Genomic DNA, 13054 nt, shown 5'->3' with positions numbered 1-13054 from the left:
CTCGTGTCTTTCCGTGTCGGAACTACCGTGTGGTCGGCGACGGCAGCGTTCCTACAAACGGTACGTTCGGGTCGGGCGTGAGAGCGTCAGGCGCGCTCGAAGCCGCGGAACCGGCTGCGTTCGACTTCGCTGCCGTCGACCCTGCCGCGGATGAGCCGGCGGCGCCCTTCGCGGGCTCGAGCAGGGCGTTGGGTACGACGAGCGTGCCGTCGGTCGCGGCGCCGCCGGCGGCGGGCGCGGGTGCAGGTGAGCCGAGCACCGCCCCGTCGGAGAGCCTGAGGTACACGAGATTGGGGTTGGCCACCATGCCGAGAGCGGTCGCCTTGGCGGCGAGGCTCTGCGGCGACGCCGTCGTGTCGAGCGACTCGGTGACGGCCTGGTAGCTGCGCTGCAGCGTCATCTGACGCGCCGTGAGCCCGTCGAGCTCATACGCGCCCTGCGAGACGGCGATGCTCATGAGCAGCTGGGCGACGACGATCCCCATGAGAGAGGCGACGGCAACGATCGCGTAGACGGCACGCGGCCGCGCCTTCCGCTGGCTGCGCGTCGCCACGACCTCGAGGTGACCGCGTCGCTCCTCGGGCGCGCCCGCGGGCGCGGCGGAGCCCCAGACGTCCCGCCAGGTGTCGGCCAGCGGAGTGCTCATGCGCGTCTCCTCACTCGTTCTGCAACCCGAAGGCGCACGGGGGTCGCACGCGGGTTGGCGGCGATCTCGTCTTCGCTGGCGCGCTCGGCGCCCTTGGTCACGAGCCGAAGCTCGGGCCGGTGCTCCGGCAGTTCCACGGGAAGCCCGGCCGGCGCGCTCGACGTGCTGAGACGGGCGAGCGTGCGCTTGACGATGCGGTCCTCGAGAGACTGGTACGCCATCACAGCGATGCGGCCGCCGATGGCGAGGGCGTCAATCGCACGAGGAAGGGCCGTCTCGAGCACCGAGAGTTCCTGGTTGACCTCGATCCGCAGCGCCTGGAACACGCGCTTGGCCGGGTGTCCCTGACGCTGCACGGCCACGGGGGTGGCCTGCGTAATGAGGTCGACGAGCTGCCCTGACGACACGAGCGGATGCCGCATCCGCTCCTCGACGATACGTTTCGCGTAACGCGACGCCAGCTTCTCCTCCCCCCACTCGCGGAAGATGCGGCGGAGGTCCTCCTCGCTGTATTCGGCGAGGATCGTCTCGGCCGTCAGCGCGCTCGTCGAGTCCATGCGCATGTCGAGCGGCGCATCCTTCGAATAGGAGAAGCCGCGCTCGACGCGGTCGAGCTGGAGCGAGGAGACGCCGAGGTCGAAGAGCACGCCGTTCACCTCGTCGAAGCCTTCCGCGGCGAGGGCGTCGTCGATGTCGTCGTAGACGACGTGCACGAGTCGCACGCGACCGCCGAACGGGGCGAGCCGCTCCCCCGCGATCGCCAGGGCCTCGGGGTCCCGGTCGAGGCCGACGAGGGTGAGCTCGGGGAACCGGTTCAGGAATGCCTCGGCGTGCCCGCCCATGCCGAGCGTGGCGTCGACCAGCACCGCATCTGGCGCGCTGAGGGCCGGGGCGAGCACCTCGATGCACCGCTCGAGGAGCACCGGGGTGTGCAGGTCACGCGGATTCTGGGCTGCCATGGTGTTCGGGAGTGCTCCTGGGGCCGGATCCCCATCCATTTACGGGCCTGGCACCGGGGAAGTGTGTCAGGAAGCATGAATGGCTGGGAGTCGGGCGCAAGGGGCTAGAAGAGTCCCGGGATCACCTCCTCGGCGGTGTCGGAGAACGCGGCTTCCTGTTCGGCGAGGTACGTCTGCCAGGCCTCCGCGTCCCAGATCTCGGCTCGGCTGCCCGCGCCAATGACGACGAGGTCGCGGTCGAGGCCGGCATAACTGCGCAGGGCGGGCGGAACGGTGACGCGGTGCTGCTTGTCGGGGCTCTCAGCGCTTGCGCCGGAGAGGAAGACGCGCAGGTAGTCGCGGGCCTGCTTGCTCGTGACGGGCGCCTGACGGATCTTCTCGTGCAGCGACTCGAACTCGCGCTGGCTGAAGACGTAGACGCAGTGCTCCTGACCGCGCGTCATGACGATGCCGCCGGCGAGTTCATCGCGGAATTTGGCCGGCAGGATGATGCGGCCCTTCTCGTCGAGCTTGGGGTTGTACGTGCCAAGAAACACCGGCAGCTCCCCCGTTCTTTGCCCGATCCCTCACGATTGCTCCACTTTACTCCACACTCCACCACCAATCAACGATATGCGCCCGTTTTGGGGGCAAACGCACTCGAGAGTCCGCGAAAGCACGCGGAAGTGCGCGGTGGAGGGAAAGGGAGCGGATTGCACGAAGCTGTTCCGAAGCGGCGCGCGTCGCACGGGCTGCGCGTCACGGCGCAGACTCCGCTGTCGAGAGACGGCGATTAACGAGAAAAGGACCGACTCAGTGAGCCAGTCCCTTTATGTACTGCTTTTACGTAGTGCTGTGCTTTTACGTACTGCGGATCGTGACGGTGGTGCGATGTGGAGCGGCGGCTACTGCTCGCCGTCCTGGCGCTTCTCCCACCGCTCGTTCAGCCTGTCCATGAAGCCGGCGTGCGCCGGCCCGCGGTTGTCGCTGGCGCGACCGGACCCCGTTGCCGCCCCTGACCCGCGAGGCTTGCGCCCGGGCGCGACCGCGAGAAGAACGCCGACGAACATGAGCACGAAACCCACGACGCCCACGATGATGCCGACGACGGGAACCTGGATGAACACGCCCGTGATAAGGGTCGCGATGCCGAGAACGACGACGAGAACGCCCAGCACGATCGACCGGTAGGCGGGCCGCTGATGGCCCCCGCCACCGACCTTGGCGACGAAGTCTGCATCGTTCTGATAGAGACTGCGCTCCATCTCATCGAGGAGGCGCTGCTCGTGCTCCGAAAGCGGCATCCAAATCCCCCCTCTTATCGGGTTCGACGCTGTGTAACAGGCGTTGTAGCACCAATTCTAGTCCGGCTGCGATAGCTAGGCTAGGCGTGTGGCTGAAAGCACTCGACTCGCCGACCTGGTTCAGGCCAGAATCGATGACTTCCTCGCCGACCGCACTTCCATTCTCGCCTCCGTCTCGCCGGATCTGGCGCCGATATCGGTGTTCTCACGGGAGTTTCTCAGTGGTGGCAAACGCTTCCGCGCGCAGTTCTGCTACCACGGGTGGCAGGCGGCCACGGGCACGGCGAGCGGGTGGGGCGGCGAGCCGCATCCGTCGGTCGTCACCGCGGCAGCGGCGCTCGAGGTCTTTCACGCCGCGGCGCTCATTCACGACGACATCATCGACAATTCGGATACGCGGCGCGGCGCCCCCAGCGCGCACCGCCGGTTCGAGCAGCTGCACCGCGACGGCGGTCTCTCTTCCGACGCCGGCGCGTACGGCCGCGCCACCGCGCTGCTCATCGGCGACCTGCTTCTCGGCTTCAGCGACGAACTGATCGACGCGTCACTCGGGCACGCGGATGCCGCGGTGCGCGAGGCGACCCGCGGCGAGTTCAACCGCATGCGGCTCGAGGTCACCGCGGGCCAGTACCTCGACATTCTCGAGGAGAATGCGTGGCGCACGCGGGGTGAGGGCGAACAGCTGGACCGCGCGATGCGCGTGATCGTCTACAAGTCGGCCAAGTACAGTGTGGAGGCTCCGCTCGTTCTCGGCGCCTCGCTTGGTGGCGCGAGCGGGGCACTTATTGAGGCGCTGCGCGCGTTCGGTCTGCCGCTCGGCGTGGCGTTCCAGCTGCGTGACGACCTGCTCGGTGTCTTCGGCGACGCCGAGGTGACCGGCAAGCCCAGCGGCGACGACCTGCGCGAGGGCAAGCGCACAGTGCTGATCGCGCTCGCCCGCCGCCGCATGAGCCCGGACAGCGTACGGATGCTGGACGACCTCATCGGCGACCGATCGCTCGACGACGATCAGGTTGCCGAGCTGCAGAAGGCGATCGCGGGCAGCGGCGCGCGGGACGCGGTCGAGACCATGATCGACGACAACGTCTCTGCGGCTCTCGAGGCCTTGGATGCGGCGGCGCTCGACGACGCGTCGCGTCAGCGCCTGCGCGAACTGGCCGCGCGCGTCGCTCGCCGCGACTCCTGAGACGCTTGGCCGGTCGCCGCTCGGCCTGGGCAACGCAGCTAGCCGAGCGCCTGTGCGACGCGCCGCACCTCGGCCTTGCGGCCCGAGCGCAGCGCGTCGATGGGTGCGACGCCGAGGCTCGCCTCCGGCTCGAGCAGCCATGCCACGGCCTCCTCATCGGAGAAGCCATCGTCGCCGAGCAGAATCAGCGTTCCTCTCAGCTCGGGCAACGGCTGCCCGTCACGCACGAAATCCGCGGGAACCTTCAGCACCCCGTCGATGCGGGCGCCCGCCAGGTGGCGGTCTTCAATGAGGCGTCGCACGCGGCCGGGAGTGAGGGAGAGCAGCTCGACGAGGTCGGGAACGGTCAGCCAGGTGCGGGATGCGTCGTGTTCAGTCACAGCACAAGCCTGCCATGGCGAGGCGCCCGCGTTGAAGAACCACCGGTCGTGGCGCCCGCAGAGACTTTGTTACGGTCGTGTTAACCCTCGTCACTCCTGCCACTGGCGTTGACTCCTCTACCGATGTGTGCCAGCGTGGAGCGAGGTGCATTCGACACCTCTGGGGGTTTCATGGCGAATCACGGTCGCTTTCTGACGATTCCGCTTGCGGTGATCGGGTCGGTCGCGATGGCCGTCGGGGCAGCCGCGCCCGCACAGGCCGCGACGATCAAACGGCACGAGCATGCTGGTTCACACACGGACAGCATCGGGATGCAGCCGACTGTCAGCGCGGCGGGGCCCCGCGCCGCGTTCGCCTCGACCGCGTCTTCGACCGCTTCCTCGGCCGCGTCCTCGCCTGCCGGAGCCGCCGCGGCTCTCAGCACAGCCGGCATCGTCGCTGCGTCACTGCCCGCACCGCACACGTACACCGTGGCGAACGGCGACACCGTGAGCGCCGTCGCCGCACGCTACGGCCTCGCGACGGCTCGCGTGCTCGCGCTCAACGGTCTCAGCTGGAAGAGCCTGATCTTCCCCGGTCAGGTTCTGACACTGACGGATGCTGCGCCCGCTCCCGTCGCAGCGCCGACCCGCGCGCCCGCACCGTCGCCCACCTCGGCCACATACACCGTCGTGCGCGGCGACACCGTGAGCGGCATCGCGGCGGCGCACGGCGTGAGCACGGCATCCGTCCTCGCCGCCAACGGGCTGAACTCGTCGAGCATCATCTACCCAGGTCAGTCGCTCGCGATCCCCGGCGGCGCGGCATCGGCCCCGGCCGCGCAGGCACCTGCGCCGACGCCGGCTCCGGCCCGCGCCGCGGAGGCGTTCACGCCGCAGCGTGCGGCATCCGTCACCGCGTTCACCGCCGAGATGCGCCAGAACGCGCAGACGATCATCGCCGTCGGGCGCCAGCTCGGGGTGCCCGATGACGGAATCGTCGTCGCGCTCGCCGCCGCCATGCAGGAGTCCGGCCTGCGCAACCTCGGCTACGGAGACGAGGATTCGCTCGGGCTGTTCCAGCAGCGCCCGAGCACCGGCTGGGGCACGGCAGCGCAGATTCTCGACCCGGTGCGCTCGACGCGTGCCTTCTTCGGCGGCCCGTCGAACCCCAACGCTGGCCTCACCCGCGGCCTGCTCGACATTGCCGGCTGGCAGTCGATGCCGGTGACCGTCGCGGCGCAATCCGTGCAGATCTCCGCGTACCCAGAGGCCTACGCGAAGTGGGAGTCGGATGCGCGGGCATGGCTCGCCGCACTGGGCTGAGCGCGAGCTCTCGGATGCGGCGGTCGCGTTCACGGTGTTTTATCCGGATTCCGAGGCACTGCATCCCTAGACTTCTGTGGTGACCACCGCGCCGACCGACCCGATGATCGGCCGTCTCATCGACGGCCGCTATCAGGTGCGCTCGCGGATCGCCCGGGGCGGCATGGCGACGGTGTATCTCGCGACCGATCTGCGCCTGGAGCGCCGGGTCGCCATCAAGATCATGCACGGGCATCTGGCCGACGACACGTCGTTCAAGAGCCGGTTCGTGCAGGAGGCTCGCAGCGCCGCGCGTCTGGCGCACCCCAACGTGGTCAACGTCTTCGACCAGGGTCAGGACTCCGACATGGCGTATCTCGTCATGGAGTACCTGCCCGGCATCACCCTTCGTGAGCTGCTGAAGGATTACGGCAAGCTCACGCCCGAGCAGGCGATCGACATCATGGAGGCCGTACTCGCCGGCCTGGCCGCGGCGCATCGCGCGGGAATCGTGCACCGCGACCTCAAGCCCGAGAACGTGCTGCTGGCCGACGACGGCCGCATCAAGATCGGCGACTTCGGGCTCGCGCGCGCCGCCACAGCGAACACGGCGACCGGGCAGGCGCTGCTTGGAACCATCGCGTACCTCTCGCCCGAGCTCGTCACCCGCGGCATCGCCGACGCGCGCAGCGACATCTACGCGCTCGGCATCATGCTGTACGAGATGCTCACGGGCGAGCAGCCTTTCCAGGGCGAGCAGCCCATGCAGATCGCGTACCAGCACGCCAACGACTCGGTGCCGACGCCGAGCAGCAAGAACCCCGCGGTACCTGCCGAGCTCGACGAGCTGGTCATGTGGGCCACGGCGAAGGCCCCCGAGCACCGCCCGGCCGACGCCGGCGCCATGCTCGACCGCCTCATCGAGGTGGAGAAGGTGATCCGCGGCGAGCAGCCGACGACGACGCTGCAGCCGACGATGGTGCTCGCGCCGGCGTTCTCCGGCACCGAGGACGAGACGCGCATCCTGAACCCCGCCGTGCGCGCCCACACCCAGGCAACCGCGCCGAATCGCATCGACTCCCTCGCCTCGACGGCCCGTCGGCGCAAGGGCAAGGGCTGGTGGCTGTTCCTTCTGGTGCTGCTGCTCGCCGCGGGCGCGGGCGGCACCGGCTGGTACTTCGGCCAGGGGCCGGGGTCGGTCGTGACGCTGCCGTCGCTTAAAGGAGCGGATCCGGCATCCGCCACGACGCAGCTGAAGGATCTGGGCCTCGCCGTCGACACGCGCAGCGTCAACAGCCTCACCGTCGCACAGAACAAGGTGGTCGAGACCGACCCGCCATCGGGCACGGGAGTGAACCGCGGCAGCGCCGTCACCATTCTGATCTCGGCGGGACCGAAGCCCATCGAGCTGCCGGCCCTTGCGGGCCTCACGCAGGCCGACGCGACGGCGAAGATCACGGCGCTGAAGGCTAAAGTCGCGACGCCGGTGGCCGAGCAGTTCAGCGCCGACGTGGCGAAGGGCGTCGTGATCTCCGCGGCGACGGCAGACGGCACCGACGTTTCGAAGGGCGGCGCGAGCCTGCAGGGGGCGAGAATCAGCCTGGTTGTGTCGCTCGGGCCGGTGCCCGACGTGACCGGCAAGACGTTCGACGAGGCTGTGGCGACACTGGCGAGCGCCGGCCTGAAGGGCGTGCAGGGCTCACAGGACTACAGCGACACCGTGCCGGATGGCAGTGTCATCAGCGCGGCGCCCGCGACCGACGGGCCGGTGCACAAGGGCGACGAGATCCTGCTGAATACGTCGAAGGGGCCGCAGCTGTTCCCGCTGCCGGACGTGAGTGGGAAGACGATCAACGCGGCAAAGGCCGCGCTCGAAGCGGAGGGCTACGTCGTGACAATCGACACCAACGTGCCGAAGAGTCTCTGGGGAACCATCCTGATCACATCCACCGATCCCGCGGCAAACACGCCTGTGAAGAAGGGCTCGGCCGTTACGGTCAAGGCGCAATACTGACTCGCGGCGGAGGGGTTTCGAGACGCGCTTCGCGCTCCTCAACCCGCGCAGTTCCTCAACCCGCTCAGTTCCTCAACCCGCGCAGTTCCTCAACCCGCTCAGGTTTCGAGACGCGCTTCGCGCTCCTCAACCCGCGCAGTTCCTCAACCCGCTCAGCGCGTGGCGCCCAGCTCCTCTGCGACGAGGAAGGCGAGCTCGAGTGACTGCATGTGGTTCAGGCGCGGGTCGCACAGCGACTCGTAACGCGTCGCCAGCGTGGCCTCGTCGATGTGCTCCGAGCCGCCGAGGCACTCGGTCACGTCGTCGCCCGTGAGCTCCACGTGGATGCCGCCTGGGTTGGTGCCGACCGCGCGGTGCGACTCGAAGAACCCCTTCACCTCGTCGACGATCTCGTCGAAGCGCCGGGTCTTGTAGCCCGCCGGGGTGGTGAGCCCGTTGCCGTGCATCGGGTCGGTGACCCACAGCGGCGTGGCGCCCTCGCCCTTGATTCGCTCGAGCAGCGGCGGCAGCGCATCCCGGATCTTGCCGGCGCCCATGCGCGTGATGAACGTGAGCCGCCCCGGCTCGCGGTCGGGGTCGAGCCGGTCGATGAGCCGCATCATGTCGTCGCCGCTCGTCGTTGGCCCGAGCTTCACGCCGATGGGGTTGCGCACGCGTGAGAGGAAGTCGACGTGTGCGCCGTCGATGTCGCGGGTGCGCTCGCCGATCCACACGAAGTGCGCCGACGTGTTGTACGGCAGCCCGGTGCGCGAGTCGATGCGGGTCATGGGCCGCTCGTAGTCCATCAGCAGCGCCTCGTGGCTCGCGTAGAACTCCACGCGCTTCAGCTCGTCGAAGTCGGCGCCCGCCGCCTCCATGAACTTGATGGCGCGGTCGATCTCGCGGGCGAGGCCCTCGTAACGCTGGTTCGCCGGGTTCGCGGCGAATCCGCGGTTCCAGCTGTGCACCTGGCGCAGGTCGGCGAAACCGCCCTGCGTGAACGCGCGGATGAGGTTCAGCGTCGACGCCGCCGTGTGGTAGCCCGTGACGAGCCTGCCCGGGTCGGCCTGGCGCGATTCCGGAGTGAAGTCGTAGCCGTTCACGATGTCGCCGCGGTAGGCGGGAAGCGTGACTCCCCCGCGCGTCTCGGTCTCGCTCGAGCGCGGCTTGGCGAACTGGCCGGCCATACGACCCATCTTGATGACCGGCACCGAGGCGCCGTACGTGAGCACGACCGCCATCTGCAGCACGGTCTTCACGCGGTCGCGGATCTGGTCGGCCGTCGCGCCCGCGAACGTCTCGGCGCAGTCGCCGCCCTGCAGCAGGAACGCCTTGCCCTCGGCGGCCCTGGCGAGCCTCGTGCGCAGCTGGTCGACCTCGCCGGCGAACACCAGTGGCGGCAGCGTCGACAACTGAGCGGATGCCGCATGTGCCGCGTGCTCGTCGGGCCACACCGGCTGCTGCCTGATCGGGAGCTCGCGCCAGTGATCCAGCCCCGCGATCACGGACTCATCGGCCTCGACGACGGGTTCGAACGGATCTACCACCAATGCTCACTTCTCATTCGGGGCGCGTGCACTCTCGTGGCCGACGCGCCGGACGTCTCAGGCAGAGGTCCGCCCCGCGCTGACACGGGGCGTAGGACATCGAGCCTACCGCGAAAGGGTGGCTCGCTTCTCCTTGACGGTCGAGGCGTACACGTCGACGTAGTGCTGCCGACCCAGCGCGTGCAGCTCGTACATGATCTGGTCGGTGATAGAGCGAAGGATGAACCGGTCGCCTTCCATCCCGGCGAAGCGCGAGAAATCGATGGGCTCCCCGACGATGATGCCGAGCCTGCGCACCTTCGGCAGGCGTTTGCCGATGGGCATGATCTCTTCCGTGCCGACCATGACGACGGGAACCACCGGCACCTTGCCCTCGAGAATCATGCGAGCGACACCGGTGCGGCCCCGATACAGGTTGCCGTCGGGGCTGCGCGTGCCCTCGGGGTAGATGCCGAGCATGTCACCACGCGCGAGCACGGCGAGGCCGGTGTTGAGCGACGCCTCAGATGCCTTGCCCCCGGAGCGGTCGATCGGCAACTGGCCGGTGCCAAGCATGAAGTTCTTCGTCAGCCAGCCCTTCAGGCCCTTACGGGTGAAGTAATCGCTCTTGGCGAGAAAGGAGACGCGGCGCTTGGTGAGAAGCGGCAGGAAGACCGAGTCGATGAACGACAGATGGTTGCTCGCGAGGATCACGCCGCCGCTCTCGGGAATGTTCTCGAGGCCGACCGCCCACGGCCGGAAGATGGACTTCAGGATCGGACCGACGACGATGAGCTTGAGGATCCAGTAGAACATGGGTATCGGCCCCTTCGGCGAGCGAGCCAATCCTACAACTGGCCCGCGTGCACGCGGGCGAGGTCGGCAGCGCCGACGACACCGGCGTCGTTCACGAGCTCGGCGATGAGGAACTCCGGTTCCGGGTGGTAGCCCCGCGCGGGCAGGTTGTCGAAGTAGGCGAGACGGATGGGCTCGAGCAGTAGCTCCCCGGCCTGGGCGACGCCGCCGCCGAACACGAAGAGCTGCGGGTCGAGAACGGCGCCGAGGCTCGCACACGCCTGTCCGAGCCAGCCGCCGAGCTCGCGAAGGGCCGCGAGAGCGCCGGGGTCGCCCGCCATGATGAGTTCGCTGATGTCGGTGCCCGAGAGGGCGCCGTTCCGTGCGCGCACCTCGGCGAGGGGCTGGCCGATACCGCCGGCGTCAGCGAGAACGTTGGCCATGCGCTGAAGGGCCCGGCCGGAGCCGTACTGTTCGATGCAGCCGTGTGCGCCGCATCCGCAGGGCAGGCCACCGGGCACCACACGCATGTGGCCGATCTCCGCGCCCGCGCCGAAGCCGCCGCGGAAGAGCCGATCCTCGCTCACGATCGCCCCGCCGACGCCCGTGCCGATCGTGAGCATGACCATGTCGCTCACCAGACGCCCGGCTCCGTAACGGAATTCGGCCCAACCGGCCGCGTTCGCATCGTTCTCGATGACCACGGGAATGTCGAGTCTGGCCTCGAGCTTCTCGCGGAATGGCTCGTTGCGCCAGTTGATGTTCGGCGCGTAGTACACGGTCGACTGGGAGGCGTCGATGAACCCCGCCGCGGCCACCCCCGCCGCCGTGACCTCGCGGCCTCGTGAAAGACGCTCGATCATCTCGACCACGACGTTCTCGATCTCGCGCGGCTCTCCCGCAGGAGTCGGCTGGCGATCCTCGGCGAGGATCGTGCCGAGCTCATCGACCACCGCTCCCGCGATCTTGGTACCGCCGATGTCGATTCCGATCGCGTGCACAGACACCGGCCTTCCGAATGTGGGATGAGCGTGACGTGCGCGACCGGGCACCGCCAGCGCCCGCGGTCCGCACCATCTAGAGTGTAGTCAACCACCCAGTTGTTATCCACGAGGTCGTGGCGCACCCGCACCACCCCCGCCCGTGGCGCCGGTACCGAAGGAGTTACCGTGGAAGAGTTCGATGCACCCGCTGCCGTTCCCGCCGATCCTCAGGCGAACGCGACCGACCTGCTCATCGACCGGGTGGCGCTGACACCGAATGCGCCGCTGTTCGCCCGCCCCGTCGACGGCGGGTGGCAGGACGTCACATCGTCCGAGTTCCTGGCCCAGGTGATCGCGCTGTCCAAGGGGCTCATCGCTGCCGGCATTCAGCCAGGCGACAAGATCGGGCTCATGTGCAAGACGCGCTACGAGTGGAGCCTCATCGACTTCGCGACCTGGTTCGCGGGCGCGATCCTCGTTCCCGTGTACGAGACCTCCTCGCCCACGCAGATCCGCTGGAACCTCAGCGACTCCGGTGCGACGTCCGTGATCCTCGAGACCCCGGAGCACTTCACCCGCTTCGATGAGGTGCACCCGGAGCTCCCCGGCATCTCGCGTGTCTGGCAGATCGACCTCGGCGACCTCGACAAGCTCGCGGCGGGCGGCGTCGACGTCGCCGACGACGAGGTCGAGCGCCGCCGCAACCTCGCCAACGAAGACGACATCGCGACCCTCATCTACACCTCGGGTTCCACGGGCAAGCCGAAGGGATGCGTGCTGACGCACAAGAACTTCGTCGAGCTCTCGCGTAACTCGGCCGCCGCGATGGGCAAGGTCGTGAACGCGCCCGGCGCATCCACTCTTCTCTTCATCACGACGGCCCACGTGTTCGCCCGATTCATCGCGGTGCTGTCGGTGCACGCCGGCGTGAAGGTGGGCCACCAGCCCGACACCTCGCAGCTGCTGCCGTCGCTTGCCTCGTTCAAGCCGACGTTCCTGCTCGCGGTGCCCCGCGTGTTCGAGAAGGTCTACAACTCGGCCGAGCAGAAGGCGGAGGCGGGCGGCAAGGGCAAGATCTTCCGCGCGGCGGCGAAGGTCGCGGTGGAGCACTCGAAGGTGCTCGCCACCGGCCGCCCCGTGCCCCTCGGGCTGCGGCTGCGCTTCGCCCTGTTCGACAAACTCGTGTACGGCAAGCTGCGTTCGGCGATGGGCGGCAACGTGAAGTACGCCGTCTCCGGCTCCGCGCCGCTCGGCGAGCACCTAGGCCACTTCTTCCACAGCCTCGGCATCACGGTGCTCGAGGGCTATGGGCTCACGGAGACAACAGCGCCGGCAACCGTCAACCTCGAGTCGAAGTTTAAGATCGGCACCGTCGGCCCGGCGCTTCCCGGGGTCGGCATCCGCATCGAGGAGGACGGCGAGGTGCTCGTGAAGGGCATCAACGTCTTCAAGGAGTACTGGAAGAATCCCGAGGCCACCGCCGAGGCGTTCGACGGCGAGTGGTTCAGAACGGGCGACCTCGGCTCACTCGACGACGACGGGTTCCTCACGATCACGGGCCGCAAGAAGGAGATCATCGTCACGGCCGGCGGCAAGAACGTTGCGCCCGCCGCGCTCGAAGACCCGATTCGTTCGAATCCGCTCGTCGGTCAGGTCGTGGTCGTGGGCGACCAGAAGCCGTTCATCGGGGCTCTCATCACGCTCGACCCCGAGATGCTGCCGGTGTGGCTCAACAACAATGGCGAGGATGCGGGCATGACCGTCGCCGAAGCGTCGGTCAACCCGGCGGTCATCGCCGAGATCCAGCGCGCGGTCGACGTCGCGAACTCCACCGTCTCGCGCGCCGAGTCGATCCGCAAGTTCGTCGTGCTCGCCACCGAGCTCACGGAGGACAGCGGCCACCTGACACCGAAGCTCAGCATCAAGCGAAACGTGATTCTAAAGGACTTCGCCGACGTGATCGAGGGCATGTACCAGACGACGCCGGCGACGCAGGGAATCTCGCTGCAGCACTGAGTT

General features: G+C 68.3%; 12 protein-coding genes. 4 read left to right on the top strand and 8 right to left on the bottom strand.

Annotation, left to right across the window (positions count from 1 at the left end):
- Positions 1-22 precede the first annotated feature (22 nt).
- From OSC27_RS04330 to OSC27_RS04315, 4 genes are all read right to left on the bottom strand, one after another.
- A complete protein-coding gene (locus OSC27_RS04330; protein ID WP_267180168.1) occupies positions 23-646 on the bottom strand; it encodes a hypothetical protein in 624 nt (207 codons plus the stop codon).
- Complete coding sequence (gene rsmH, locus OSC27_RS04325; RefSeq protein WP_267180167.1) at positions 643-1605, bottom strand: 16S rRNA (cytosine(1402)-N(4))-methyltransferase RsmH; 963 nt, start codon at positions 1603-1605, stop codon at positions 643-645. Before rsmH ends, OSC27_RS04330 begins: the two co-directional genes overlap by 4 nt.
- Before the next feature lie 104 nt (positions 1606-1709).
- The gene (gene mraZ, locus OSC27_RS04320; RefSeq protein WP_267180166.1) at positions 1710-2141 is read right to left on the bottom strand and encodes a division/cell wall cluster transcriptional repressor MraZ; all 432 of its coding nucleotides are present in this window, start codon (positions 2139-2141) and stop codon (positions 1710-1712) included.
- Positions 2142-2489: 348 nt separating this feature from the next.
- Positions 2490-2888 carry a DUF3040 domain-containing protein gene (locus OSC27_RS04315; RefSeq protein ID WP_267180165.1) on the bottom strand — a complete coding sequence of 133 codons (399 nt, stop codon included), beginning with the start codon at positions 2886-2888 and terminating at the stop codon, positions 2490-2492.
- Positions 2889-2976: 88 nt separating this feature from the next.
- Between OSC27_RS04315 and OSC27_RS04310 the strand changes: the two genes are divergently transcribed.
- Positions 2977-4074, top strand: coding sequence for a polyprenyl synthetase family protein (locus OSC27_RS04310; RefSeq protein ID WP_267180164.1), 1098 nt, complete (start codon positions 2977-2979; stop codon positions 4072-4074).
- Between the two features lie 38 nt (positions 4075-4112).
- On the opposite strand, the gene OSC27_RS04305 is transcribed toward OSC27_RS04310, so the two are convergent.
- A complete protein-coding gene (locus OSC27_RS04305; protein ID WP_267180163.1) occupies positions 4113-4454 on the bottom strand; it encodes an Rv2175c family DNA-binding protein in 342 nt (113 codons plus the stop codon).
- A 171-nt stretch (positions 4455-4625) separates the two neighbouring features.
- Between OSC27_RS04305 and OSC27_RS04300 the strand changes: the two genes are divergently transcribed.
- Positions 4626-5759, top strand: coding sequence for a lytic transglycosylase (locus tag OSC27_RS04300; protein ID WP_267180162.1), 1134 nt, complete (start codon positions 4626-4628; stop codon positions 5757-5759).
- A 79-nt stretch (positions 5760-5838) separates the two neighbouring features.
- Entirely contained in the window at positions 5839-7752 is a 1914-nt protein-coding gene (gene pknB, locus OSC27_RS04295; protein ID WP_267180161.1) for a Stk1 family PASTA domain-containing Ser/Thr kinase, read from the top strand.
- Between the two features lie 152 nt (positions 7753-7904).
- Here the strand turns inward: pknB and OSC27_RS04290 are convergent, their stop codons facing one another.
- The 3 genes from OSC27_RS04290 to OSC27_RS04280 form a co-directional block, all read right to left on the bottom strand.
- Entirely contained in the window at positions 7905-9278 is a 1374-nt protein-coding gene (locus tag OSC27_RS04290) for a class II 3-deoxy-7-phosphoheptulonate synthase (RefSeq protein WP_416348810.1), read from the bottom strand.
- Between the two features lie 105 nt (positions 9279-9383).
- Positions 9384-10073 (bottom strand): lysophospholipid acyltransferase family protein, encoded by a 690-nt coding sequence (locus tag OSC27_RS04285; protein WP_267180160.1) that lies wholly within the window; start codon positions 10071-10073, stop codon positions 9384-9386.
- Between the two features lie 32 nt (positions 10074-10105).
- The gene (locus OSC27_RS04280; RefSeq protein WP_267180426.1) at positions 10106-11053 is read right to left on the bottom strand and encodes an ROK family glucokinase; all 948 of its coding nucleotides are present in this window, start codon (positions 11051-11053) and stop codon (positions 10106-10108) included.
- Between the two features lie 168 nt (positions 11054-11221).
- Between OSC27_RS04280 and OSC27_RS04275 the strand changes: the two genes are divergently transcribed.
- Positions 11222-13051: an AMP-dependent synthetase/ligase gene (locus OSC27_RS04275; RefSeq protein ID WP_267180159.1), complete on the top strand. Its 1830-nt coding sequence runs from the start codon at positions 11222-11224 to the stop codon at positions 13049-13051.
- Positions 13052-13054: the final 3 nt, after the last annotated feature.

The sequence above is a fragment of the Microbacterium sp. STN6 genome, assembly GCF_026410545.1.
Classification (GTDB): Bacteria; Actinomycetota; Actinomycetes; order Actinomycetales; family Microbacteriaceae; genus Root112D2.
The sequence above is the reverse complement of the archived record's forward strand: the minus strand, read 5'-3'. Positions and strand labels throughout refer to the sequence as shown.